Origin of the sequence: Mycobacterium sp. SMC-13, from assembly GCF_045311035.1 — a bacterium.
GTDB lineage: Bacteria > Actinomycetota > Actinomycetes > Mycobacteriales > Mycobacteriaceae > Mycobacterium.
In genome coordinates, this window is the sequence record NZ_JBJIAI010000007.1 from 1 (window position 1) to 24,105 (window position 24,105).

A 24,105-nucleotide genomic window follows, 5' to 3' on the forward strand; every position below is an offset into this window, starting at 1 on the left:
CCGCCATACGGACATCCTTCCCGCAGGACCAGCAGTCCCACCAGTTAGGTGTCCACCATCAGGGGTCAAGCCCAACACCGCAATGCCCTCCTCCTCTCTGCTCGCCCCCACCCGCACTGCCGTCACGGTCCGCCGGACCGTGCGCCGGGACGCCGAGATCACCCGGATGACCCGCTACCGCGGCGGCACCTATTCGCCGACCGTCGATACCGTGGTGTTCACCGACGGAACGACGGCGCGCACCGACCTGATCCGGCTGAACCCGAACATCGACGCGTACTCGCTGGACTTCCTCGGCGTGGCCCCCACCCGGCCGTCCCAGTACCGGCCGGCGAACTGGTCGGCGGTCCCCAACGTGGCAGCGCGTGCCTTCGAGGCCGAGGTCGACTGGATCATCCGCAACTCGTACCCCACCCTGGGTACGGTCGAGCTGAGCCGCCGGGTACGCGGGGCGGGCCACCTGAGCGGTGACGCCCACCTGGCCGAGCACGAGGCCATCGCCGCGACGCAGGCCGCGATCTGGCATTTCACCAACGGCCTGCGCCTGGACAACCGTCCCCTCAACGTGCCGGTCGCGATCACCACGGAACCAGGTGCCATCACCTTCGAATTCGACGGCGAACCCCAATTGGGCAGCTACACAGTCGAATTGACGAGCGACGCCGCCGTCTCGCTGGTGCTGCAGAAATCGGTCGACGGGACGTCATGGCGCGAAGTGGCCGCATCGGGACTCAACGTCGGGGCGGGCTACGGGCGTCACCGCCGGGGCATCGGGGTCGGTGCCACCGCGTCGGACAGCCGCCCGGGCCGTCAACACCGCGGGTACCGCTTCTACCGTCTGCAGATTCTCGCCGACAACGGGGCGTTCGTCGACATCGAAGACGTGCGCTTCACGCTCCATGGGTCCGGCCACTACCGCAACGCCGAACGCGTTGTCGCGCTGTACAACTACCTCGTGGCCGGTGCCGAGGCGGCACGGAGCCTGACGGTGGTGCCGCGGCTCACCGCCGACCGCGCAGTGGTCGCCGATGTGGTGGGACCCTTCCGGTTCGAGGCCACCGACGCCGCGACGCTCGCCGCCGCCGGCGGCACCCTCGTCGACGCGGCCGGGGAGTCGATCTCCGCCCCGGTCGCCCCCGGCAGCGACGTCTACCTGCGGCCAGCACCACAGGTTCGGCGGGTGACCATCACCGCGAGTGTGCCTGCGGCACAGAACGGTTTCGGCGGCCGCGTCATCACCGGGGTGGCGCACGACAGCAGCCTGACGCCCGTCGCACTCGCGGTGCCGACCCCGACCGTCATCGACTTCGAACTCACCTTCTAGCCGCGGGATTTGTGCACGTTTTTCCGCGGCCACCGCGGAAAAACGTGCACAAATCGCTCACTACATCGGCGCGTTCGCGGGCTGGAACACCCCGCTGCTGTCGGCTTCCTCTTCGGCGCGGATGACGTGCACGACGGCGTTGATCAACGCCAGGTGCGTGAACGCCTGCGGGAAGTTGCCCAGGTGCCGGCCCGTGCGCGGCTCGATCTCCTCGGCGTACAGATGCAGCGGGCTGGCGAACGACAGGAGTTTCTCGCACAGGTGCCGGGCCCGGCTCACCTCGCCGATCTCGACCAGTGCCGACACCAGCCAGAACGAGCAAATGGTGAAAGTGCCTTCCTCGCCGGACAATCCGTCGTCGGTCTCCTCGGTGCGGTAGCGCAGCACCAGGCCTTCCTCGGTGAGCTCTTCGGCGATGGCCATCACCGTCGCGCGCACCCGAGGGTCGTCGGCCGGCAGGAACCGGGTGAGGATCGCCAGCAGCAGTGAGGCATCGAGCGCGTCGTCGCCGTACCGCTGGGTCAGCACACCGCGCTTGTCGACACCGTGGGCCAGGACGTCGGCCTTGATCTCGTCGGCGATGGCACGCCACTGCTGCGCGTACGACTTTTCCCCTTGCAGCTCAGCGAGTTTCGAGCCGCGATCCAATGCCACCCAGCACATGATCTTGCTGGAGGTGAAGTGCTGCGGCTCGCCGCGCACCTCCCAGATGCCGCGGTCGGGTTCCTTCCAGTGCTTGATCGCTTCTTCCACTTGGTTTTTCAGCACCGGCCACAGCATCTCGGGAATCTGCTCACGGGATTTGGCGTGCAGGTACACCGAATCGAGCATGGTGCCCCAGATGTCGTGCTGCATCTGGTTGTAGGCGCCGTTGCCGATCCGAACCGGCCGCGAATAGTCGTAGCCGGACAGGTGGTGCAGTTCTTCCTCGACGAGGCTGCGTTCGCCGCCGACGCCGTACATCACCTGAAGGGGATGTCGCTCACCGTTGTTGGCGCCGGACACGTCGGCGATGAACGAGAAGAAGTCGTCGGCCTCGCGGTCCAGTCCCAGGGTGTACAGACCCCACAGCGCGAACGTGGAGTCCCGGATCCACGAGTACCGATAATCCCAATTCCGTTCGCCGTGAGGGGTTTCCGGCAGCGACGTGGTGCTCGCGGCCAGCAGCGCGCCGGTCGGGGAGTACGTCAGGCCCTTCAGTGTCAGCGCACTGCGCTGCAGGTACGACCGCCACGGATGGTCCGGGAAGTCGCCGACGTTGATCCACTGCCGCCACGCCTCGCTGGTCTTCCACATCTTGTCGGAGGCCTCGTCGAAGGTCTGCGGCGACGGGTGCTTGGACCACGACAGCGCGACGAAAACCTTGTCACCCTCGGTCAGCCGCGTCCGGGCCCGCGCTTCGTGGCCCTCCAGGCCGATCCGCAGGTTTGTGGTCAGCCGCAGGGTCGGGTGCGCCTCCGGGTTCTTGCCGGCCCGCGCGATCGCCTCGCCGTAGGCCGCGGCCGAGTACTCCCACGTCGCGCTCTCGCGGTGGTAGTCGAACGACGGCTCACAGCTCATGACGAACTCGACGGTGCCGCTGACGCAGCGGACGGTGCGCAGCAGGATGTGCTCGGCGTCCCAGTCCATCGGGGTGCGACGGTGTGTGCGGGACCGGGTCTCGATGTCGTGCCACGGCCCCATCACGAGGGCGTCGCGCACGATGGCCCAGCCGGTGTGCGTCTGCCAGGTGGTCTCCAGGATGAGCGAGCCCGGCAGGTACCGCCGCGCCGACGGCACCGTCACCCCGTAGGGCGCCAGGCGGAAGTGGCCGGCACCGCGGTCCAGGATCGAGCCGAAGACGCTGGGGGAGTCCGGCCGCGGCACGCACATCCACTCCACGGAGCCCGCGGACGAGATCAGGCAGGTGTTCTCGCAGTCGGAGAGGAAGGCGTAATCCGCGATGGGTGGAAACGGCGTGCGGACCGCCGTCGAGATCGCACCGCCAGTCAGTGAATCGTCGCCCGCTGCGGCGAGGTGAGGAATCCCGTGGCCGTTCGCCAGGATGTGGCCTGGGTCGCTGGATTGGCCCGACTTGTCCGTTTGTGGCAGCACCATTCGCACATCATCGACTGCATCTGCGGTTGCCGTCCACCGAAAGCCCCGACGGGGCCTGCCGGATTCGACCCAGCGCGATTCGAAAGGGCACACACCGTAGGCTGAGAATCGATGAACGGCATTCTGAATTGGTGGGACGGCGTCGAGCTGTGGCTGTCCGGCCTGTCGTTCGTGGTGCAGACGATCATCGTGATGCCCGTGGTGCTGGCGCTCGCATACGGCCTGGCAGTGGTGCTCGACGTGGCGCTGGGCTACTCCATCACGCTGCTGCACCGGGCCCGCCACGTCGAGGAGGACGCGCTGTGAACGGACTGCCGCAGTCACGAGTGACGCTGATCCTGGTGCTGCTGGTGGTGCTCGTCATCGTCACGTGGCTGCTGACTCGCTGAGCAGTGGCTACGAGCCGGCCTCTGATATTCTTCCGGCCATGCACGCAGCGTCCGGCACAACCGAGGGCCACATCCTGGCCCTCATTGCCGTGGGTACCCGCGCTGTTGCTGACGTCGCCTGTTGTCGCTGACCCCGTTTCCGTCCGCGGTTTCCGGGATCGGCGTCGGCTTCTGCTATGCCCACGTGCTGATCGATCACCTTGCCGTGTGACGGGTAGTCCATCCGTAAACCAGCAAGGAAGGCCCATCAATGCACAAGATCATCAAGAACTGGCGGCCCGCCACCGCGGTCGCTGCCGTCGTGGCCAGCACGACAGTGCTCGCCGCATGCGGTGGCGGAGCGAGTGACGTCGCCGGCGGTGGCGGTGCACAGTCGGGCGCCAACACCACCCTGACCCTGGTGGCCTACGCCGTGCCGGAGCCCGGTTGGAGCAAGATCATCCCGGCGTTCGCTGCCACCCCTGAGGGCAAGGGCGTCGCCGTGACCACGTCGTACGGCGCATCGGGCGACCAGTCGCGCAAGGTCGAGTCCGGTGCTCCCGCCGACATCGTCAACTTCTCGGTGGAGCCCGACGTCACCCGCCTGGTTAAGGCCGGCAAGGTCAGCAAGGACTGGAACGCCGACGCCACGAAGGGCATCCCATTCGGTTCGGTGGTGTCGCTGGTCGTGCGCAAGGGCAACCCCAAGGGCATCAAGGACTGGGACGACCTGCTCAAGCCGGGCGTCGAGGTCGTCACGCCCAGCCCGCTGAGCTCGGGTTCGGCCAAGTGGAACCTGCTGGCGCCGTACGCCGTGAAGAGCAACGGCGGCAAGGACGCCCAGGCGGGTATCGACTTCGTGCGGCAGCTGGTCGTCGAGCACATCAAGACCCGTCCGGGTTCGGGCCGCGAGGCCACCGATCTGTTCCTGCACGGCACCGGTGACGTGCTGATCAGCTACGAGAACGAAGCCATCAACGTCGAGCGTCAGGGCAAGGACGTCGAGCACATCAACCCGCCGCAGACCTTCAAGATCGAGAACCCGGTGGCGGTCGTGACCTCGGGCCCGCACCAGGACAAGGCCAACGCGCTGAAGAACTTCCTCTACACCGCGGACGGCCAGAAGCTGTGGGCGCAGGCCGGGTTCCGTCCGGTCGATCCGGCCGTGACCGCTGAGTTCGCCAAGGACTTCCCGACGCCGGAGAAGCTGTGGACCATCGCTGACCTGGGTGGATGGAAGACCGTCGATCCGGCGTTGTTCGACAAGGAAAATGGCAGCATCACCAAGATCTACAAGCAGGCCACTGGATGACGAGCACTGTTCAGTTCGACGGCGTCCCGGCCCGGCCCGAGTCCAATGGTGACTCGGCCGGGCCGGGCCCTGGCGTGAGGAACGCATTGGGCACGACGTCGTTGCGCGTGGGAGCGGCGAGCATCTGGCTGTCCGTCATCGTGCTGCTGCCGCTGGCCGCGATCCTGGTCCAATCCGCTCGCGGCGGCTGGGGATACTTCTGGTCGGCGGTGACGTCCAACTCGGCCATCGCGTCCTTCCGGGTGACGCTGGAGGTCTCCGCGGCCGTCGCGCTCATCAACCTCGTCTTCGGGCTGTTGGTGGCGTGGGTGCTGACCCGGGACGACTTCGTCGGCAAGCGGCTTGTGGACGCCGTCATCGACCTGCCGTTCGCGCTGCCCACGATCGTGGCCAGCCTCGTGATGCTCGCGCTCTACGGTCCGGCCAGCCCGGTGAATCTGCATCTGCAGCACACCAAGTGGGGCATCGGCGTCGCGCTGCTGTTCGTCACCTTGCCGTTCGTGGTGCGGTCGGTGCAGCCGGTGCTGCTCGAACTCGACCAGGAGACCGAAGAGGCTGCCGCGTCGTTGGGCGCCAACAACTTCGTCATCTTCACCAGGGTCGTGCTGCCGGCACTGCTGCCGTCACTGCTGTCGGGAGCCGGCCTGGCCTTCTCCCGCGCCATCGGCGAATTCGGTTCGGTGGTGCTGATCGGCGGCGCGGTACCCGGCGAGACCGAGGTGTCGTCGCAGTGGATCCGCACCCTGATCGAGAACGACGACCGTACCGGCGCGGCCGCGATCTCGATTGTGCTGCTGGTGATTTCGTTCCTGGTGCTGTTCGTGTTGCGGGTCATCGGATCGCGGGCGGCCAAGCGTGAGGAGCTGGCGCCATGACCCTCTCGCCGCTGATTCGCTACCTGGCCCGGTACGTGGCGCTGGCCTACATCACCGTGCTCGTCATCGTGCCCGTCGGCCTGATCCTGTGGCGCACGTTCCAGCCCGGCCTGGGGGAGTTCTTCGCCCAGATCACCACGCCGGCAGCCATTTCCGCGCTGCAGCTGTCGCTGCTCGTCGTCGCCATCGTGGTGCCGCTCAACGTGCTGTTCGGCGTGCCGACCGCGCTCGTGTTGGCCCGCAACCGGTTCCGCGGCAAGAGCGTGCTGCAAGCGGTGATCGACCTGCCGTTCGCGGTGTCGCCCGTCGTCGTCGGTGTGGCCCTGATCCTGCTGTGGGGCTCGGCCGGCCTGCTCGGCTTCGTGGAGAACAGCTGGGGCCTCAAGATCATCTTCGGCTTCCCCGGCATCGTGCTCGCCAGCATCTTCGTCACCGTTCCGTTCGTGATCCGCGAGGTCGAACCGGTGCTGCACGAACTGGGCACCGACCAGGAAGAGGCGGCCTCCACCCTCGGCGCGCAGTGGTGGCAGACGTTCTGGCGGATCACGCTGCCGTCCATCCGCTGGGGCCTGACCTACGGCATCGTGCTGACCGTCGCCCGAACGCTGGGGGAGTACGGCGCCGTCATCATGGTGTCCTCCAATCTGCCCGGCCAGTCCCAGACCCTCACCCTGCTGGTCTCGGACCGGTACAGCCGCGGCGCCGAATACGGCGCCTATGCCGTGTCGACTCTGTTGATGGCGGTCGCGGTGATCGTGCTGATCGTGCAGGTAATCCTCGACGCCCGGCGTGTCCGGGCGGCACAATAGCTTTTCGATAGGAAGAACCGATCATGAGTGACGAGCAGAAGCAGGGCAGCACTCCCGCCATCACGGTGCGCGGTGCCAACAAGCGGTACGGCGACTTCGCGGCCCTCGACAACGTCGACTTCGACGTGCCCGAGGGCTCGCTGACCGCGCTGCTGGGCCCCAGTGGGTCGGGCAAGTCGACGCTGTTGCGGGCCATCGCCGGCCTCGACACCCCGGACACCGGCACCATCACCATCAAGGGCAACGACGTCACCGGGGTGCCGCCGCAGCGCCGCGGCATCGGGTTCGTCTTCCAGCACTACGCGGCGTTCAAGCACCTCACCGTGCGCGAGAACGTCGCGTTCGGCCTGAAGATCCGGAAGAAGCCGAAGGCCGAGATCCAGGAGAAGGTCGACAGCCTGCTCGAGGTCGTGGGCCTCAGCGGCTTCCAGACGCGCTACCCCAGCCAGTTGTCGGGCGGCCAGCGTCAGCGCATGGCGCTGGCCCGGGCCCTCGCGGTCGATCCCCAGGTGCTGCTGCTCGACGAGCCGTTCGGCGCCCTCGACGCCAAGGTGCGTGACGACCTGCGCAGCTGGCTGCGCCGTCTGCACGACGAGGTGCACGTGACCACCGTGCTCGTCACGCACGACCAGGCCGAGGCGCTCGACGTCGCCGACCGGATCGCGGTGCTGAACAAGGGGCGCATCGAGCAGGTCGGGTCGCCGACCGAGGTCTACGACAGCCCAGCCAACCCGTTCGTGATGTCGTTCCTCGGCGCCGTGTCGACCATCAACGGCACGCTGGTGCGCCCGCACGACATCCGCGTGGGCCGCAACCCCGACATGGCGATCTCGCAGGCCGACGACGACGTCGCGGCCACCGGCGTACTCCGGGCCAAGGTCGACCGCGTCGTCGTCCTCGGCTTCGAGGTTCGCGTCGAGCTGACGACCGCGGCCGACCACACGCCGTTCACGGCCCAGATCACGCGCGGTGACGCCGAGGCGTTGCAGCTCATCGAGGGCGACACCGTGTACGTCCGGGCCACCCGCATCCCGCCGATCGCGGGGCAGACGCAAGAAGTCGAGGCGGTCCTCGCCGGGGCCTGAGCCACGAGGGATCACGCACCGCGGCCGCGCAACCAGACTGGTTGCGCGGCCGCAGTGTTTTCGTGTTGACCCGGTGGCCGGGTGCGTCAGATGTACATCGCGGGGTCGATGTAGGTCGTCGGGTCGACCGCGGGTTCGCGCTGTTTCTCGGTGCGCGGGCGCACGATCGCCGGAATGCCGGTGGCGATGGAGTCCGCCGGAACATCATGTGTCACAACGGCATTCGCGCCGATCGCCGAATCGTCGCCGACGAGGATGGGGCCGAGAACCTTGGCGCCGGCGCCGACGGTGACGCGGTTGCCGATGGTCGGGTGGCGCTTGCCCTTGTTGAGGCTGCGGCCGCCGAGGGTCACGCCGTGGTAGACCATGACGTCGTCGCCGATCTCGGTGGTCTCGCCGATCACCACGCCCATGCCGTGGTCGATGAAGAACCGCCGCCCGATGGTCGCGCCCGGATGAATCTCGATGCCGGTGAGGAACCGCGTCACCTGAGCCAGCACGCGGGCCGGCCCGCGCCCGGCCGGCCGGGCCCACAGCCGGTGGGCCAGGCGGTGCGACCAGATGGCGTGCAGGCCGGAGTACACCAGGGCGTTCTCGAAGTCCCCGCGTCCCGCCGGGTCGTGGCTGCGCGCGTTGTCCAGGTCCTCGCGGAGGGTCGAAAGAGCCCCGGCGAACAGCGTCATTTTTGTTTCTTTTCCCGTCGCTTCGCTCGCCCCGGTCAGTCCCGGATGTGCTCGTACAGCGCCGTGGAGACGTACCGCTCGCCGAAGTCGGGGATGACCACCACGATGAGCTTGCCGTCGTTCTCGGGGCGCTTGGCGAGCTGCAGGGCCGCCCAGACGTTGGCACCCGCCGAGATGCCGCCGAGGATGCCCTCCTGGGTGCCCAGCTGCCGCGCCACCTCGATGGCGTCCGGGAAGGAGACGTCGATGATCTCGTCGTACACGGCGCGGTCCAGCACCTCGGGGATGAAGTTCGCGCCGATGCCCTGAATCTTGTGCGGCCCGGCCTGGCCACCGGTGAGGATGGGGGAGTCCACCGGCTCGACGCCGACGATCTTCACGTCGGGCTTACGGGACTTGAGGACGTGCCCGACGCCCGTGAGGGTGCCGCCGGTACCGATGCCGGCGACGAAGATGTCGACCGCGCCGTCGGTGTCGGCCCAGACCTCCTCGGCCGTGGTCTTCTCGTGGATCGCCGGGTTGGCGGGGTTGGCGAACTGATCGGCGGCGACGGAGTTCGGGGTCTCGGCGAGAATCTGCTTTGCCTTGGCGACGGCGCCGGCCATGCCTTCTGAGCCCGGCGTCAGCACGATCTCGGCGCCATAGGCGCGCAGCATCACGCGTCGTTCGAGGGACATGGTCTCCGGCATGGTCAGGATGACCTTGTAGCCACGGGCCGCACCCACCAATGCCAGCGCGATGCCCGTGTTGCCGCTCGTGGCCTCCACGATGGTGCCACCGGGCTTGAGTTCACCGGACTGCTCCGCGGCGTCGACGATCGCCACACCAATGCGGTCCTTGACGCTGTTCGCCGGGTTGTAGAACTCCAGCTTCGCGACGACCTGCGCGCCGGCGCCTTCGGTCAACCGGTTGAGCCGGACCAGCGGCGTGCGCCCGACCAATTCGGTGACATTGGCGTAGATCTTGCCCATCGGTGACCTCTCGTCGGCGCTAGCTTGGTGAAATTGTGGTGCCCGCGCAGGCACCTGCCGAATCTGCTGAATGGCAGGTGTCCCGTCAAGGGTTTCATTCATCACAAAATCTATCTGTTTGCGACAACGCGCGAGCCCGGGGTGGGTATTTCACACCTCGATACGGGAGCCCAGGATCACCGTGCGGTCGAGGGGCAGCCGGAAGTAGGCTGCGGCATCTGACGTGATGTAGGACGTGCCGATGAAAAGCCTTGTCCGCCATGGCGCCATCGATGGCTCCTTGCCCATCACCAGATCGACTTTGGACAGGAAGTAGGTCGCGCCGGCCAGATCCAGTGGACCTTCGGTGCGGGCCGAGTCGAGCAACGCCAGCGCGGCCGGCACGTCGGGCCGGTCCATGTATCCGTAGGTGGCGGTGACGTGGATGATGCCGTCGTCGCGGTAGCCCAGATCGTCGACCGCCAACCGGGCGCCGTCGGCGACCCTCGGCACCGTCGCCGTCTCGAGCGACAGCACCACGACGTGCTCGTGCAGCATGCGGTTGTACTTCACGTTGGCGCGCATGGCCAGCGGTGCGGTCTCGATGCCGCGGTTGAGGAACACCGCGGTGCCCGGCACCCGGGTCAACGGGGGATCGCTGGTGACGATCGATTCCACGAACTGCCGCAGTGGGCCTTCGACGGCGTCACGGGCCCGGGTCACCACCGCGCGGCCGTCCTGCCACGTCGTCATCACCGTGAACGCGATCAAGCCGATCAGCAACGGCAGCCAGGCGCCGTGGACCAGCTTGGTGAGGTTGGCGGCGAGGAACAACAGGTCCACCGTGAGCAGCGGGACCCCGATCGCGATGACGGACCACAGGGGCCAGTTCCACCTGGCGCGCGCGATGTTGAGGAACAGCAGCGTGGTGATGGTCATGGTCCCGGTGACCGCCATGCCGTACGCGTAGCCCAGCGCGGCGGAGCTGCGGAAGGCGAAGACCAGGGTCAGCACGGCGATCAGCAGCATGCTGTTGATCCACGGCACGTAGATCTGGCCCATCGTGGATGCCGACGTGTGCAGGATTCGCAGCCGCGGCAGGTAGCCGAGGTGCGCGGCCTGGGCGGCGACGGAGAACGCCCCGGTGATGACGGCCTGCGACGCGATCACCGTTGCCGCGGTGGCGAGCAGGACCATCGGCAGCCGGCCCCATTCGGGCGTCAGCAGGAAGAACGGGGCATCGTGGACGTTCGGGTTCTGCAGCAGCAGCGCGCCTTGCCCGAAGTAGCTCAACATGCAGGCCGGGAACACCAGCAGCAGCCAGGCGACGGTGATCGGTTTGCGGCCGAAATGCCCCATGTCGGCGTAGAGGGCCTCGGCGCCGGTCACGGATAGGACCACGGCCGCCAAGGCGAAGAACGCGATGTGGAAATGTCCGGCCATGAAGCCCAGCGCGTACAGGGGATTCAGCGCGCGCAGGATGTCGGGCTCCCTGATGATGCCGCCGACCCCGCAGGCACCGATCACCGTGAACCACACGATCATCACCGGACCGAAGAACTTGCCGACGACCGCGGTGCCCCGGTGCTGCACGCTGAACAACGCGATGATGATCACCGCGGTGATGGGCACCACCCAGTCCGCAAGGCCCGGGTCGATGGTTTTCGAGCCTTCGACGGCCGACAGCACCGAGATGGCCGGGGTGATCATCGAGTCCCCGAAAAACAGTGCGGCACCGAGGATTCCGAGCGCGGCGAGGAAGGCCGCGGTGCGCCTGCCGAGTTTGTTCGACGACTGTTTCACCAGGGTGATCAGCGCCATGACGCCACCCTCGCCGTCGTTGTCGGCGCGCATCACCAAGCTGACGTAGGTGATGGTGACGATCAGCATCACCGACCAGAACACCAGGGAGACGACGCCATAGATGTTGTCGTGGCTGATCGGCACCGGATGCGGGTCATCGGGATTGAACAGCGTCTGCATCGTGTAGATCGGGCTGGTGCCGATGTCGCCGAACACGACGCCCAGTGCACTGATGGACAGGCCCGCTCCCAGCCCCTTCCGACCGGTGTCGGGGTGTGTGCCCACGCGCGGCGTCTCCTTCGTCCGGATCGTTGACCAACCGTCCGGATCGTAGGCGACGTAGCCGTGCAGTGTTGTCAGGTTCGGACTGCGCCCGACGGCGGGTTGCGGCGGTTGACGCGCCGGCACACCAACAGCACCGTCGCCGGCAGCGCCATCATCGACAGCAGTTGCAGCAGCTCAGACATCGGTGGTCCCGAAAACTCGCATGGGGCCGAGTCAACCGGCGCCGTGGGCGCGGTGCCACGATCTATACGCAATCCATACGGCGCCGGCCGCGGTCTTGCCGGGATTCAGACGAGTTACGCGGCGCGCGGAATCGCGGCGACCTCGTCGAAGCGGTCCAGTACGGTCTCGGCGACGAGCCGGTGCGCGCCCAGCGGCTGGGCCATGGCGATGTGTTGTGCCGCAGCGAATTCGGCGACGCGGTCGGTGATCGTGCCGTGCGCCAGGAACCAGGGCGCGATGACCAGACGCGTCGCACCCTGATCCCGCAACAGCTCGGCGGCTCGGGCCAGGTTGGCGTGCGGGCCGGTGGCGAACGCCGTCGTGGCGTGCCAGTGGGTGCCCGCGGCGAGCCCGGGGGCCACGGTGGCGGTGCGTGCGTTGGCGGCGGCCGACGACGAGCCGACGGCCGTCACCAGGACGCCGACGCTCGCGTCCAGCCGGGACACCCCGCAGTGCGTCAGCCGCTGGCTCAGCACGTGGATCAGCCGATCGTCCTCGCCGAGCACTGGCGCTTGCCGGACCGCCGGACCGGCGTCGGCGATCATCGCGGGGATGTCGACGCGCGCGTGGTAGGCGTCGACCAGCAGCAGCGGCACCACGACGCCGTCGGCGGGAGACTCGGCCAGCACGTCCCGCAGATTCGGCGAATTCTGCTCGCAGAACGCCACTTTGACGTCGACGTCGCGCCGTAGGGCGGCCACGGTGCGGGCCACCTCACGGGCGTTCGCCGCAGACCGCGGATCGGCACTGCCGTGCGCGGTGAGGATCAGTTGCACTAGTTCCTTCCCGTCGCTGCGCTCGCCCAGGGCGAACTCAGGACGCGTGCAGACCGCACTCGGTCTTGGCCAGGCCGGCCCAGCGACCACTGCGGGGATCGGCGCCCTCGGCCGGCTTCTGGGTGCACGGTGCGCAGCCGATGGACGGATAGCCCTCGTCCACAAGCGGATTCACCAGAATGCCGTTGGCTTCGATGTACGCCTGCATGTCGTCATCGCTCCACGCGGCGATCGGGTTGATCTTCACCAGACCGAACGCCTCGTCGAAACTGATCAGCGGCGCGTTGGCGCGCGTCGGCGCCTCGACACGGCGGATGCCCGTCACCCACGCCGAGTAGCCCTTGAGCGCCTTGGACAGCGGCTGCACCTTGCGCAGGTTGCAGCACTGCGCCGCATCACGTGCGAACAAGTCCTTGCCGAGGAGCTGATCCTGCTCGGCGACGGTGTGCTCGGGCGTCACGTTCACTACGTGCACGCCGTAGACGGCCTCGACGGCGTCCCGGGTGCCGATGGTCTCGGCGAAGTGGTAGCCGGTGTCCAGGAACAGGACATCGACGCCGGGATGGACCTTGGCCGCCATCTCGACGAGAACCGCGTCCTGCATGTTGGAGGCCACGACGTACTGGCCGGAGAAATTCTCCTCGACCCAGCGCAGCAGTTCCTCAGCAGTGGCGTCGGCCAGTTCGGCAGCGCCGCGCGCCGCCAGTTCCCGTAGGTCAGTTTCTGAAACGTCCGTCATATCAGCGGTCACCTCAAGTCAGCTTCGTCGGCCCGAATGGCCCACTGGGCGAAACGCTCGCCGGCCTCGCGTTGTTTCACGAAGTTGCGCACGACACGGTCGATGTAGTCACCTAGCTCGGTGGCCAGCACCTTGTGCTGACGCAGCTTGCGCCCAAAACCGCTGTCCAGGCCCAGGCTGCCGCCCAGGTGCACCTGGAAGCCCTCCTCGGGGCCGTTGCCGTCGTCGATCATCTGGCCCTTGAAACCGATGTCGGCGATCTGGATGCGGGCGCACGAGTTGGGGCAGCCGTTGAGGTTGATGGTGACCGGCACGTCCAGTTCGGCGTTCAGGTCGGCAAGGCGCTGCTCCAGCTCCGGGACCAGCGTCTGCGCCCGGACCCGGGTCTCGGCGAACGACAGCTTGCAGTACTCGATACCGGTGCAGGCCATCAGGTTCTTGCGCCAGTGCGACGGCCGGGTCTGCAGGCCAAGCGCGTCCAGGCCGGCGATCAGTTCCTCGACCTTGTCGTCGGGCACGTCGAGGATGATCAGCTTCTGGTACGGGGTGAGGCGGATCCGGTCGGAGCCGGCGGCCTCGGCCAGGTCGGCGACCTTGGTCAGGATGGTGCCCGACGAGCGGCCGGCGATGGCCGCGACACCGACGGCGTTCAGGCCGTTCTTCAGCTTCTGCACGCCGACGTGGTCGATGGTGTGCGGCACCTGCTCGGGCGCCGGGCCGTCGATGAGCTTGCGGCCGAGGTATTCGGTCTCGAGAACTTCGCGGAACTTCTCCACGCCCCAGTCCTTGATCAGGAACTTAAGGCGGGCCTTGGAGCGCAGACGGCGGTAGCCGTAGTCGCGGAAGACCTTGGTGATGCCCTCCCAGACTTCGGGCACCTCCGCCAGCGGCACCCACGCGCCGAGGCGCTGGGCCAGCATCGGGTTGGTGGACAGGCCGCCGCCGACCCAGACGTCCAGGCCGGGGCCGTGCTCGGGGTGGTTGACGCCGATGAAGGCGATGTCGTTGATCTCGTGCGCGACGTCCTGCAGACCCGAGATGGCGGTCTTGTACTTGCGCGGCAGGTTCGAGAACTCCGGGTTGCCGACGTAGCGGCGCACGATCTCGTCGACGGCCCAGCTCGGGTCGAGCACCTCGGTGAGGGACTCACCGGACAGTGGGCCACCGAGCACGACGCGCGGGCAGTCGCCGCACGCCTCGGTCGTCTGCAGACCGACCGATTCGAGGCGACGCCAGATCTCCGGCACGTCCTCGACGCGGATCCAGTGGTACTGGATGTTCTCGCGGTCGGTGATGTCGGCGCTGTCGCGGGCGAACTCGACCGAGATTTCGCCGATGGTCCGCAGCGCGGCGCTGGTCAGGGCGCCGCCGTCGCAGCGCACCCGCATCATGAAGTAGGGCGCCTCGAGAAGGTCGGCGTTGTCGTCGCCGGTGTAGGTGCCGTCGTAGCCCTGCTCGCGCTGCGTGTACAGACCCATCCAGCGGTAGCGTCCGCGCAGATCGTCCTTGCTGATCGACTCGAAGCCCTGCTTGGAGTGGACGTCGATGATGCGCTGCCGCACGTTGAGGGCGTCGTCCTCCTGCTTGAACACCTCGTTGGGGTTCAGCGGTTCACGGTTGCCCAGCGCCCACTGGCCTTCGTCGCGGGTCTTGGCGGGTTTTGCTGTTGTCACTGGGTGGTTTCCTTCGCGCAAGAGCTGGCGTTGGATCACGCGTACACCGGGGGGCTGTCCGGCACTGCCGATCCTGTGCCGGCTGAAAGATTCTGGTGGTCAGAACTAGGGCATCAAGGCAGCATCAAGGCAGACAGCAACAGCTGCATACGCGCTTGAAGTCGACATGCCGCCGCATTACCAATGCGGAACCGAGGGCGCGGTTGAGGCTGGCGGACACCCGGCCATTCTGCCACGAACAGGACATTCGGCCTAACCGGGCCAGGTTCGGAATCATCGCGAGCAAAAAGTTCGCCAGCGGTGATGGGACACTGATTCACATGAGTGACGCCGACGCCAGCCGTCTCGGGCCGTTCGGCATCTATATCCATGTGCCGTTCTGCGCCACCCGCTGCGGATACTGCGACTTCAACACCTATACCGCCAGTGAGCTGGGCGGAGCCAGCCCGGAGGGCTGGCTGAACGCCCTGCGCACCGAGCTGGCGATGGCCGGCGCGCAGGTCGACCTGCCGGTCGACACGGTGTTCGTCGGCGGCGGTACCCCGTCCCTGCTCGGCGGCGCCGGGCTGCGGTCGGTGCTCGACGCGGTGCGGGACAATTTCCGCCTCGATCCCGGCGCCGAGGTCACCACCGAGTCGAATCCGGAGTCGACCTCGCCCGAGTTCTTCGCCGAACTTCTCGATGCCGGCTACACGCGGATTTCGCTGGGCATGCAGTCGACGGCGCCGCACGTGCTGGCGGCGCTCGACCGCACCCACTCGGCAGGCCGCGCCCCGGCGGCGGCGCGCGAGGCGCTGGCGGCCGGTTTCGCGCACGTCAACCTCGACCTCATCTACGGGACGCCAGGGGAGTCCGACGACGATCTGCGCCGTTCCGCGGACGCGGCGATCGAAGCCGGTGTCGACCACGTCTCGGCGTACGCGCTGATCGTCGAGGACGGCACCGCACTGGCCCGTAAGGTCCGGCGCGGCGAGATCGCGGCGCCCGACGACGACGTGCTCGCGGCCCGCTACGAGCTGCTGGACACGCACCTGAGCCGGGCCGGCCTGGACTGGTACGAGGTGTCGAACTGGAGCTGTCCCGGCGGCGAATGTCGGCACAACCTGGGCTACTGGGACGGTGGTCAGTGGTGGGGCGCCGGGCCGGGCGCGCACGGTTTCGTCGGGGCCCGGCGGTGGTGGAATGTCAAGCACCCCAACGCTTATGCCGAGGCGCTGGCCGAGGGCAGGCTGCCGGTCGCGGACTTCGAGGAGCTCGACGACGCCACCCGTCACGTCGAGGACGTCATGCTGCGGTTGCGGCTGCGCAGTGGTTTGCCGGTCGCGGTGCTCACCGCGGCCGAGCGCGACCGCGCGCAGGGGGCCGTGGCCGACGGCCTCGTGGCGGTCGCCGACGACCGTCTGGTGCTGACCGAGTCCGGCCGGCTGTTGGCCGACGCCGTGGTGCGCACCGTCCTGGACTGAACGCTTCGGCCGAACCGAAGCGGGCGGGTGCTCGTACCCCGCGGCCTGTCGCTATGGTTAGGCAAACCTTAGTCTTCGGGTGGAGTGGGTAATCGTATGACCAACGCAGAACCGTCGCCCCGTGAGCAGCTCAAACAGGCCAAGCTCGCGGCAGCGCAGGACCGCGTCGCGCTCAAGGAACTGCTGGCCCCGGTGCGCGGCCGCACCGCGCTGGCGCAGCTGTTGCAGCTGATCGCCGCGGCGGCCACGGTGGTGCCGTTCATCGGCATCGTCGAGCTGGGCCGGTACCTGCTGGGTGGTGGTCCGATCGACGCGGTGCGGGTGTGGACCATCGTCGCGGTCTTCGTCGGCGGCGGCCTGGCGGTACGCACGCTGGCCGGCGGGCTGGCGCTGACGCTCACCCACCACGCCGACGTGCAGTTGCAGGGCGAGCTCCGTCGCCGGTTGGTCGCCACGCTCGGGCGACTGCCGCTGGGCTGGTTCGGCGCGACGTCCTCCGGTGAAGTGCGCAAGGCCGTCCAGCACGACGTCGGCGAACTGCACCACCTGGTGGCGCACGCCGCGGTCGAGAAGACGGGAGCGCTCGCCACACCGGCGTTCGGCCTGGCGTACTGCTGGTACCTCGACTGGCGGCTGGGGCTGCTGGCCATCGGCACCATTCCGATCTACCTCGTGGTCTACGGCGTGCTGATGCGCGGCGCGATGGCCCGCATGGCGCAGATGAACGAGGGCATCGCGCAGATCAGCGCGACCATCGTCGAGTTCATCGCCGGGGTCTCGGTGGTCAAGACGTTCGGGGAAACCGGCAAGGCGCACAAGCGATTTGCCGACGCTGCCGACGAGTTCAACGACGGTTTCGCCGGATTCGTCGGGCCCATGGTTCGGCTGCGCGCGGTGTCGTCGGTATTCGTCGAGGCGCCGGTGGTGCTGCTGGTGAACCTCGCCGGCGGTCTGTGGTTCATCCGCAACGGCTGGGTGACGCCGATCGAGGTCCTGGGGTCGACGCTCGTCGCCGTCACCATCCCCACCGCCGTGCTGGCCGTCGGGTACTCCGCCGCCGCGAGCCGCCAGGCCGTCGCCGCAGCCGGCCGGCTGACGGCGTTGCTGACCGCCCCCGAGTTGCCGATCGCCCAGAACCCGCAAGTGCCGCAGGATAATTCGGTCAGCTTCTCGGGCGTCGAATTCTCGTACGACGGCACCAACACGGTGCTGCACGACATCTCGCTCGATCTGCCCGCCGGCAGCATCACCGCGCTGGTCGGCCCGTCGGGCAGCGGCAAGTCGACGCTTGCGACGCTCGTCCCGCGCTTTCACGACGTCACCGGTGGCGAGGTGCGCATCGGCGGCGTGGACGTCCGTCAGATCGACCCCGCGGTGCTGTACCGGCACGTTGGTTTCGTCCTGCAGGACGTGCAGCTGCTGGGCATGAGTGTGGCCGACAACATCCGCCTGGGCCGTGCCGATGCCGACGACGATGCGGTGCACGCCGCCGCGCGCGCCGCACACATCCACGACCGGATCCTGGCCCTGGCCAAAGGGTATGACTCGGTGGTCGGCGAGGACGCGCACTTCTCCGGCGGCGAGGCGCAGCGCATCAGCATCGCCCGCGCGCTGCTCGCCGACACCCCGATCCTCGTGCTCGACGAGGCCACGGCATTCGCCGACCCCGACTCCGAGGCGCAGATTCAGGCCGCGCTGTCGACCCTGATCGAGGGCCGCACAGTGCTGGTGATCGCCCACCGGTTGGGGTCGATCGTCGGCGCCGACAACATCGTCGTCCTGCGGGACGGGCGCATCATCGAACAGGGGCGCCACGACGAATTGCTCTCCCGGGAAGGTGTTTTCGCGCGCATGTGGCAGACGTACACGGCCACCGGTGAGTTGGAGGCGGTGCGATGACGATGATCAACGGGTTCCTGCGGATTCTCGGCCCCGAGCGTGGCCGCATGTACAGCTTCCTGGCCTGGGCCGTCGGTTACGGCCTGCTGCACGGTCTTTCGATGACGCTGCTGGTGCCGATCTCGCTGGCGCTGTTCGACGGTGACTTCGGTGCGGCGGGCCGCTGGCTCGTCGTCCTGGCGGTGGTGGTGCTGCTCAGCGCCGTCGCGCACTATGTGCAGGCCGCGCAGTCGATGCGGATGGCCCTGACCACGATGCGGCTGCTGCACCACCGGCTCGGCGACCACATGGTGACCCTGCCGCTGGGCTGGTTCACCCGCGAGCGGGTCGGCCAGGTGTCCCAGATCGCGGTCAAGGGCACGACTTTCGTCGGCACGAGCAGCGCGCACCTGGTGACGCCGCTGGTGGTCAACACCACCAGTGCACTGACCGTCGTGGTCGGGCTGTTCGTCTTCGACTGGCGCATCGGCGTCGCGGCCCTGGCGGGTGGGGTGGTCCTGATCCTGGCCACCCGGGCGTCCGCCGCGTTGATCGCGTCGGCCGAGGCGCGCACCCATGCCGCCGAGATCGAGGTGAACTCCCGTGTCATCGAATTCGCGCGCTGCCAGCCGGTGCTGCGCGCGTTCGGCCGGACCGGGGCCGAATTCGATCCGCTGACCGGGGCGCTGGCCGAGCAGGAGCGGGTCGGCAAGCGGGCGCTGTGGGCCTCGGTGGCCGGCATGATGCTGAGCGGCGTCGGCGTGCAGGCGGTGCTGGGCGGACTCATCACAGTGGGCGTCTGGCTGGCCGTCGGCGGTGCGATCAACCCGGTGACGCTGGTGGCCATCCTCGGGCTGGCGGCGCGCTTCACGTCGCCGCTGTCGGAACTGGCCGAATACGGCTCCGCGATGCGGATGGCCGGTGCGGAGCTGGATCGGATCACGTCGGTGCTCGACACGGCGGCGCTCCCGGAACCGGCTGCACCGCAATCGGTTACGACGCCCGGGCAGGTCGAACTGGACGGCGTCGCCTTCAGTTATCCGGGGCGCCGCGTGCTGGAGGACGTCAGCTTCGTCGCGACGCCGGGCACCATGACGGCGCTGGTCGGCCCGTCGGGCTCGGGCAAGACCACCATCACGCGGCTGTTGGCGCGCTTCTACGACGTCGACGCCGGCGTGGTCCGTGTCGGTGGCGTCGACGTCCGGGACCAGAGCACGGCGGAGCTGATGGCTCAGCTGTCCCTGGTGTTCCAGGATGTGTACCTGTTCGACGACACCCTGTGGGAGAACGTGCGGATCGGGGCCCCGGCCGCGTCCGACGACGACATCCGGGAAGCGGCCCGCACCGCCGGTCTGCAGTCCGTCGTGGACCGGCTGCCGGCGGGTTGGCAGACGCGGGTCGGTGAGGGCGGTTCGGCACTGTCGGGCGGTGAACGCCAGCGCGTCTCGATCGCGCGGGCATTGCTGAAAAATGCTCCGGTGGTGCTGTTCGACGAGGCCACCAGCGCGCTGGACCCCGAGAACGAACGCCACGTCGCGGCGTCCATCCGCGAACTGGCGGACCGCAGCACCGTCATCGTGATCGCGCACAAGCTGTCGACGGTCACGGCCGCCGACAAGATCGTCGTGCTGTCCGATCGCGGCACGGTGGACGACAGTGGCACGCATGACCAGCTGATGGCGCGCGGGGGCCGCTACGCCGACTTCTGGGCGCAGCGGACGTCGGCCAGTGGGTGGACCGTCGCGACGCGGGAGGCGAAAGCCGGCGCTGGGTCCTGAATCACAGGGGCGGGCAGTGTTTTTTGGGTGAGGTTAGGCTAAATTAACTTTCGTGACTGCTGAAGCTATAGACGCGGCGTCGGTGACGCGCATTGCTTTGCCCGCCGACGTCGTCCCGGCCGATCTGATCGCGCAACTGGCAGCCGAACTTCCCGAGCGCTCCGGCGCCGACTATGTCGGCTATGAGCACTCGGGCGAGTGGGTGCTGGCCATCGGAGTGCGCACCGCCATCGAATTCGACAGCGACGAATTGCGGATCGTCGACGCCGGTGGCGCAGTCGCCCGCCAGGCGTGGAGCGGCCGGCCCGGCGAGGTGCTGGGCGACGCCGTCGACCGGCTGCTCTTGGAGACGGACCGGCTTTTCGGTTGGGTCGCTTTCGAATTCGGCACCTACCGCTTCGGGCTGGCACAGCGACTGCCGGCGGGGACCCCGCTGGCGCGGGTCTTCGGCGCGCAGACGCAGGTGGTCGTCGCCGACGGCGAGGTGTGCGTGTCGGGCGACGGGGACATGGTGGTCGAGACGCTGAATCGGCTGCTGCAGTCCGGTATTCCGCCGGCCGGGGCCACCCGCGCCGTCGACGTGAGCGTCGACGGCAGTGACTACCCGTCGCGGGTTGCCGCCGCCGTCGCCGAGATTGTGGCGGGCGACTACCAGAAGGTGATCCTGTCGCGCCGGTTCGAGGTGCCGTTCGCGGTCGACTTCCCGGCGACGTACCGGGTGGGCCGGGCGAACAACACCCCGGTGCGGTCATTCCTGTTGCGGCTGGGCGGAATTCGTGCGCTGGGCTTCAGTCCGGAGCTCGTCGCCGCGGTGCGGGCCGACGGCACCGTGGTCACCGAGCCGCTGGCCGGCACCCGGGCCTTCGGCCGCGGCGTGGATCACGACCGCGCTGCCCGCGCCGACCTGGAATCGAACTCGAAAGAGATTGTCGAACATGCGATTTCGGTCCGCAGCTCGCAGGAGGAGATCGCCGAGGTGGCCAAGCCCGGCACCACGGTCGTCAGCGACTTCATGACGGTGCGGGAGCGCGGCAGCGTGCAGCACCTGGGCTCGACGGTGTCCGGCGAGCTGTCGGAACAGATGAACCGGATGCATGCGCTGGAGGCGCTGTTCCCGGCGGTGACGGCCTCGGGCATTCCCAAGGCCGAGAGCGTCGACGCCATCATGCGGCTCGACGAGTCGCCGCGTGGTCTGTACTCCGGCGCGGTCGTGATGTTCAGCGCCGACGGCGGTATGGACGCCGCGTTGACGCTGCGCTCGGCCTACGAGGCCGACGGCCGGACCTGGCTGCGCGCCGGCGCCGGGATCATCGCCGAGTCGACGCCGGAACGCGAGTTCGAGGAGACCTGCGAGAAGCTGACGACGCTGGCCCCGTATCTGGTGCCCCGCGCCTGAGCTAGAAGTCCAGGCCGGCCGGGGCGTCGGCGGGCGGTTCGCCGCCGGCGTCGGTGAACGCGTGGAGCGCGCGGACCAACCCCATGCGCTCACGGGCCGGCATGACCTCGACGATCCGGGCGATCTCGGCACGGCGGCGGGCGGTCACGGTGTCCACGACGGCGCGTCCCCGGCGGGTCAGCTCCACGACGATCTCGCGGCGGGAACCGGGGTTCGGGTGCCGGTCGATCAGACCGGCCGTGACCAGGCGCTCGGTCATCCGGCCGATCGTCGAGGGCTGTACGTCGAGCTGACCGGCAAGTGTCGTCAGGTTGCTCGTGCCGTGTGCCGCCAGGATCGCCAGGACCCGCAGCTGGGGGATTGTCAGCATGTCGTCGACGACCGCAACGGAGCGTGCCGTGATGTCCAGGAGCAGGCGCGATGCGGTCACGAGAGCGTCGGCGATGGTGTCGACCGACGGCTCGGCGGCGGTTCTCGGTTGGGCGGACACCGCGGTTCCTCCTCGTTGGGTAGAGACAATTTACCAGCTCGCCAATTTTGAAGCCGTTACCAAACGGTGACCTGCGGGGTATGGTGCACCGGTGGACAAGCCCGGATTAGCTACCGCGACGCGCGCCAGGCGCCGCTGGTCGGTGGCTCTGGCGGCGCTCGTCATGCCGGCCGCGGCGTTCGTCACCGCCGGCACCGCGACCCAGGCCGTCACCACCGCCACTGACGTGGATGTCTGCTGCGCGCAGGTGGTCCTGGCCGAGCGGGCCGCTTCCCATCCGGGTTCGCTGATCGTCGCCGAGGCCGCCGAGAGTTCGCGTGCCATGGTGCGCACCATGGCTTTGCCGGTGGGCGTCGCCGCCGAACGCGGCCTGCAGGTCGACACCATCCTCGCCGAACGCGCGGTCAGCGCGACGTTCCCGGAGATTCACACCATGACCGGGGTCCGGCCGGACGCGCTGCGCTGGCATCCCGAAGGCCTGGCGCTCGACGTGATGGTGCCCGACTACGGGTCGTCGGCAGGCAAGGCGCTCGGGGACCGCATCCTGCGGTACGTGCTGGCCAACGCGCAGAAGTTCGATCTGAACCATGTGATCTGGCGGCAGGCCATCTATTTCCCGGACGGCACTGCCCACCGGATGCCGGACTATGGCGGGCCCGACGCCAATCACTACACGCACGTGCACATCTCGACCAACGGCGGCGGCTACCCGACGGGCAACGAGTCCTACGTCTTGTCCGCTTCCGGGCCGACGTTGGTCAAGGGTTCATCGACGCCGACCGTGACGTTCGTCAGCGCGCACTGAGTTCGCCCCGCGCTGAGCCGGGCCCCGGCGAGCGCACCGATGAAGAGCGCCAACAACATCCAGCCCGCGCTCGTGCCCAGCCCGTTCTTGGCCATCAGCAGCAGCGCCACCCCGGCCGCGCAGACCAGCACACCGGCCGCGGTCGAGGCACGCCCCGTCGCCCGGACGCGCGCGTCCCACCAGCGCAGCCGGTTGTGCTCGAGCGGGGACAGCAGCAGGAACATGACCGTCATCACCACGGCGAAGACCAGCGCGCGGATCGCGATGTTGCGCCAGAAGTACGGGGCCGCCGGGTCGTACGCGTCCAGGCCCACCGCATGCAGGCTGAACGTCGCGATGGCGATGGCCGCGATGTGCCACAGGTACAACGTCATCGCCCCGCTGTTGCCCACGACGATCAGGTACCAGATGCGGGGACGCCCGGCCCACCGGCGGACCGCACCGGCGCAGGCGATGAACAGACTGGACATCCAGACGCATTGCAGGGCAAGCAGCAGCGTCGGCGGGGTGACGTTCGACATCCGTTCGGAGCCGGTGACCACCAGTGACACGTCGTAGGGGCCGTATCTGGCAACCAGCACCTGGACGGCCAGGGTGCCGATGGCCACGGCCAGCGCCGTCCTCGGTGCGATGAGCCGGTGCGCGTACGCCGCGCCGATGACCATCGGAATCAGCCAGACCACAATCAGATTCGCCGCGCCGGCTTCCAGCATGTGCGTGCTGATCCGGGCCCAGTCGCCGAGCGCCGCAGCCGCCATGAGGGCCGCGACGACCAGTGCGGCCGACCGTGCCGAGCGCAAGCGGGCCAAGGCGGGGACGAACGCCAGCACGATCAGATAGGTGCCGAGGAACCACAGCAGTGCGACGGCCTCGTTGCCCAGGGCCGCCGCGGACTCGGCACCCATGGTGAACCGCACCACGATCAGGGCGACGGTCCAGGCGCCCAGGTACCACAGCGCCGGTCGGCACAGGCGTTGCGCGCGGGTGAAAAGCCAGGTGCCCCAGGGCGTCCCGGCGCGCCAGCTGTGAATGCCCGCCGCGGCTCCGGCGAAGAAGAACAATGGCATGACCTGCAACATCCAGGTGGCCGGCTGCAGGCCGGGAACGGCGCCCAGGGTGTTGCCGATCTGGACGCCGTCGGCGGTGATGGTGGCCAGCAGCAACGCGCAGTGACCGAACATCACCACCAGCAGCGCACCCAGGCGCGCCACGTCGATGCTGCGGTCGCGGTCGGGCGCGGTGCCGTCGATCACGGTGTGGAAATCGGGCAACAGTCTCGGCATGAGCTGATGAT

22 protein-coding genes are annotated in these 24,105 nt (G+C 68.3%); 12 read left to right on the forward strand and 10 right to left on the reverse strand.

Annotated elements, in window-relative coordinates; all coding sequences use genetic code 11:
* Window positions 1-82: 82 nt before the first annotated feature.
* Window positions 83-1,324, forward strand: a complete 1,242-nt coding sequence (locus tag ACJH6I_RS12005) for a thioester domain-containing protein (protein WP_318985333.1) — start codon at window positions 83-85, stop codon at window positions 1,322-1,324.
* Window positions 1,325-1,384: 60 nt separating this feature from the next.
* Here the strand turns inward: ACJH6I_RS12005 and ACJH6I_RS12010 are convergent, their stop codons facing one another.
* Window positions 1,385-3,421, reverse strand: a complete 2,037-nt coding sequence (locus ACJH6I_RS12010; protein WP_110767782.1) for a glycoside hydrolase family 15 protein — start codon at window positions 3,419-3,421, stop codon at window positions 1,385-1,387.
* A 111-nt stretch (window positions 3,422-3,532) separates the two neighbouring features.
* Here ACJH6I_RS12010 and ACJH6I_RS12015 point away from each other — a divergent pair, with 111 nt between their 5' ends.
* From ACJH6I_RS12015 to ACJH6I_RS12040, 6 genes are all read left to right on the forward strand, one after another.
* On the forward strand, window positions 3,533-3,727 hold the full coding sequence (locus ACJH6I_RS12015; protein ID WP_212812270.1) for a hypothetical protein: 195 nt from the start codon (window positions 3,533-3,535) through the stop codon (window positions 3,725-3,727).
* Between the two features lie 121 nt (window positions 3,728-3,848).
* Window positions 3,849-3,941, forward strand: a complete 93-nt coding sequence (locus ACJH6I_RS12020; protein ID WP_350224460.1) for an Ms4533A family Cys-rich leader peptide — start codon at window positions 3,849-3,851, stop codon at window positions 3,939-3,941.
* A 119-nt stretch (window positions 3,942-4,060) separates the two neighbouring features.
* Entirely contained in the window at window positions 4,061-5,101 is a 1,041-nt protein-coding gene (locus tag ACJH6I_RS12025; protein WP_061006468.1) for a sulfate ABC transporter substrate-binding protein, read from the forward strand.
* Window positions 5,098-5,976, forward strand: coding sequence for a sulfate ABC transporter permease subunit CysT (gene cysT / locus ACJH6I_RS12030; RefSeq protein ID WP_406784113.1), 879 nt, complete (start codon window positions 5,098-5,100; stop codon window positions 5,974-5,976). The genes ACJH6I_RS12025 and cysT overlap by 4 nt, the downstream gene beginning before the upstream one ends.
* Window positions 5,973-6,785: a sulfate ABC transporter permease subunit CysW gene (cysW, locus tag ACJH6I_RS12035; RefSeq protein WP_406784114.1), complete on the forward strand. Its 813-nt coding sequence runs from the start codon at window positions 5,973-5,975 to the stop codon at window positions 6,783-6,785. Before cysT ends, cysW begins: the two co-directional genes overlap by 4 nt.
* Before the next feature lie 23 nt (window positions 6,786-6,808).
* Window positions 6,809-7,870, forward strand: coding sequence for a sulfate ABC transporter ATP-binding protein (locus ACJH6I_RS12040; RefSeq protein ID WP_318985330.1), 1,062 nt, complete (start codon window positions 6,809-6,811; stop codon window positions 7,868-7,870).
* Window positions 7,871-7,956: 86 nt separating this feature from the next.
* Here the strand turns inward: ACJH6I_RS12040 and epsC are convergent, their stop codons facing one another.
* From epsC to ACJH6I_RS12075, 7 genes are all read right to left on the reverse strand, one after another.
* Window positions 7,957-8,553: a serine O-acetyltransferase EpsC gene (epsC, locus tag ACJH6I_RS12045; RefSeq protein WP_318985329.1), complete on the reverse strand. Its 597-nt coding sequence runs from the start codon at window positions 8,551-8,553 to the stop codon at window positions 7,957-7,959.
* Window positions 8,554-8,588: 35 nt separating this feature from the next.
* Window positions 8,589-9,524, reverse strand: a complete 936-nt coding sequence (cysK, locus tag ACJH6I_RS12050) for a cysteine synthase A (RefSeq protein ID WP_406784115.1) — start codon at window positions 9,522-9,524, stop codon at window positions 8,589-8,591.
* A 150-nt stretch (window positions 9,525-9,674) separates the two neighbouring features.
* Window positions 9,675-11,591, reverse strand: a complete 1,917-nt coding sequence (locus tag ACJH6I_RS12055) for a potassium transporter Kup (protein ID WP_406784116.1) — start codon at window positions 11,589-11,591, stop codon at window positions 9,675-9,677.
* A gap of 296 nt (window positions 11,592-11,887) precedes the next feature.
* On the reverse strand, window positions 11,888-12,589 hold the full coding sequence (locus tag ACJH6I_RS12060) for a sirohydrochlorin chelatase (RefSeq protein ID WP_406784117.1): 702 nt from the start codon (window positions 12,587-12,589) through the stop codon (window positions 11,888-11,890).
* 37 nt (window positions 12,590-12,626) lie between these two features.
* Window positions 12,627-13,328 carry a phosphoadenylyl-sulfate reductase gene (locus ACJH6I_RS12065; protein WP_406784118.1) on the reverse strand — a complete coding sequence of 234 codons (702 nt, stop codon included), beginning with the start codon at window positions 13,326-13,328 and terminating at the stop codon, window positions 12,627-12,629.
* A gap of 8 nt (window positions 13,329-13,336) precedes the next feature.
* A complete protein-coding gene (locus ACJH6I_RS12070; RefSeq protein ID WP_406784119.1) occupies window positions 13,337-15,001 on the reverse strand; it encodes a nitrite/sulfite reductase in 1,665 nt (554 codons plus the stop codon).
* Window positions 15,002-15,125: 124 nt separating this feature from the next.
* Window positions 15,126-15,278 carry an Ms4527A family Cys-rich leader peptide gene (locus tag ACJH6I_RS12075; RefSeq protein ID WP_406784120.1) on the reverse strand — a complete coding sequence of 51 codons (153 nt, stop codon included), beginning with the start codon at window positions 15,276-15,278 and terminating at the stop codon, window positions 15,126-15,128.
* A 43-nt stretch (window positions 15,279-15,321) separates the two neighbouring features.
* Here ACJH6I_RS12075 and hemW point away from each other — a divergent pair, with 43 nt between their 5' ends.
* The 4 genes from hemW to ACJH6I_RS12095 all read left to right on the forward strand — a co-directional run bounded on the left by hemW (window position 15,322) and on the right by ACJH6I_RS12095 (window position 21,516).
* Window positions 15,322-16,464 carry a radical SAM family heme chaperone HemW gene (gene hemW / locus ACJH6I_RS12080; protein WP_406784121.1) on the forward strand — a complete coding sequence of 381 codons (1,143 nt, stop codon included), beginning with the start codon at window positions 15,322-15,324 and terminating at the stop codon, window positions 16,462-16,464.
* Between the two features lie 96 nt (window positions 16,465-16,560).
* Window positions 16,561-18,363: an ABC transporter ATP-binding protein gene (locus ACJH6I_RS12085; protein WP_318985324.1), complete on the forward strand. Its 1,803-nt coding sequence runs from the start codon at window positions 16,561-16,563 to the stop codon at window positions 18,361-18,363.
* Window positions 18,364-18,365: 2 nt separating this feature from the next.
* Window positions 18,366-20,120 carry an ABC transporter ATP-binding protein gene (locus ACJH6I_RS12090; RefSeq protein ID WP_406784187.1) on the forward strand — a complete coding sequence of 585 codons (1,755 nt, stop codon included), beginning with the start codon at window positions 18,366-18,368 and terminating at the stop codon, window positions 20,118-20,120.
* A 52-nt stretch (window positions 20,121-20,172) separates the two neighbouring features.
* Window positions 20,173-21,516: a salicylate synthase gene (locus tag ACJH6I_RS12095; RefSeq protein WP_406784122.1), complete on the forward strand. Its 1,344-nt coding sequence runs from the start codon at window positions 20,173-20,175 to the stop codon at window positions 21,514-21,516.
* 1 nt (window position 21,517) lies between these two features.
* On the opposite strand, the gene ACJH6I_RS12100 is transcribed toward ACJH6I_RS12095, so the two are convergent.
* The gene (locus ACJH6I_RS12100; protein ID WP_318985322.1) at window positions 21,518-22,006 is read right to left on the reverse strand and encodes a MarR family transcriptional regulator; all 489 of its coding nucleotides are present in this window, start codon (window positions 22,004-22,006) and stop codon (window positions 21,518-21,520) included.
* A gap of 91 nt (window positions 22,007-22,097) precedes the next feature.
* Between ACJH6I_RS12100 and ACJH6I_RS12105 the strand changes: the two genes are divergently transcribed.
* Window positions 22,098-22,811, forward strand: a complete 714-nt coding sequence (locus ACJH6I_RS12105; protein WP_406784123.1) for a hypothetical protein — start codon at window positions 22,098-22,100, stop codon at window positions 22,809-22,811.
* Here ACJH6I_RS12105 and ACJH6I_RS12110 read toward each other — a convergent pair.
* A complete protein-coding gene (locus ACJH6I_RS12110) occupies window positions 22,733-24,094 on the reverse strand; it encodes an acyltransferase (RefSeq protein ID WP_318985321.1) in 1,362 nt (453 codons plus the stop codon). The two genes, ACJH6I_RS12105 and ACJH6I_RS12110, sit on opposite strands and share 79 nt — an antisense overlap.
* Between the last annotated feature and the right edge of the window lie 11 nt (window positions 24,095-24,105).

Excerpts from the sequence above, each read along its gene's own strand:
- ACJH6I_RS12005 (WP_318985333.1), top strand. The coding sequence starts at position 83 with ATGCCCTCCTCCTCTCTGCTCGCCCCCACCCGCACTGCCGTCACGGTC.
- ACJH6I_RS12010 (WP_110767782.1), bottom strand. The coding sequence starts at position 3,421 with ATGGTGCTGCCACAAACGGACAAGTCGGGCCAATCCAGCGACCCAGGC.
- ACJH6I_RS12015 (WP_212812270.1), top strand. The coding sequence starts at position 3,533 with ATGAACGGCATTCTGAATTGGTGGGACGGCGTCGAGCTGTGGCTGTCC.
- ACJH6I_RS12020 (WP_350224460.1), top strand. The coding sequence starts at position 3,849 with ATGCACGCAGCGTCCGGCACAACCGAGGGCCACATCCTGGCCCTCATT.
- ACJH6I_RS12025 (WP_061006468.1), top strand. The coding sequence starts at position 4,061 with ATGCACAAGATCATCAAGAACTGGCGGCCCGCCACCGCGGTCGCTGCC.
- cysT (WP_406784113.1), top strand. The coding sequence starts at position 5,098 with ATGACGAGCACTGTTCAGTTCGACGGCGTCCCGGCCCGGCCCGAGTCC.
- cysW (WP_406784114.1), top strand. The coding sequence starts at position 5,973 with ATGACCCTCTCGCCGCTGATTCGCTACCTGGCCCGGTACGTGGCGCTG.
- ACJH6I_RS12040 (WP_318985330.1), top strand. The coding sequence starts at position 6,809 with ATGAGTGACGAGCAGAAGCAGGGCAGCACTCCCGCCATCACGGTGCGC.
- epsC (WP_318985329.1), bottom strand. The coding sequence starts at position 8,553 with ATGACGCTGTTCGCCGGGGCTCTTTCGACCCTCCGCGAGGACCTGGAC.
- cysK (WP_406784115.1), bottom strand. The coding sequence starts at position 9,524 with ATGGGCAAGATCTACGCCAATGTCACCGAATTGGTCGGGCGCACGCCG.
- ACJH6I_RS12065 (WP_406784118.1), bottom strand. The coding sequence starts at position 13,328 with ATGACGGACGTTTCAGAAACTGACCTACGGGAACTGGCGGCGCGCGGC.
- ACJH6I_RS12075 (WP_406784120.1), bottom strand. The coding sequence starts at position 15,278 with ATGATTCCGAACCTGGCCCGGTTAGGCCGAATGTCCTGTTCGTGGCAG.
- hemW (WP_406784121.1), top strand. The coding sequence starts at position 15,322 with ATGAGTGACGCCGACGCCAGCCGTCTCGGGCCGTTCGGCATCTATATC.
- ACJH6I_RS12085 (WP_318985324.1), top strand. The coding sequence starts at position 16,561 with ATGACCAACGCAGAACCGTCGCCCCGTGAGCAGCTCAAACAGGCCAAG.
- ACJH6I_RS12090 (WP_406784187.1), top strand. The coding sequence starts at position 18,366 with ATGATCAACGGGTTCCTGCGGATTCTCGGCCCCGAGCGTGGCCGCATG.
- ACJH6I_RS12110 (WP_318985321.1), bottom strand. The coding sequence starts at position 24,094 with ATGCCGAGACTGTTGCCCGATTTCCACACCGTGATCGACGGCACCGCG.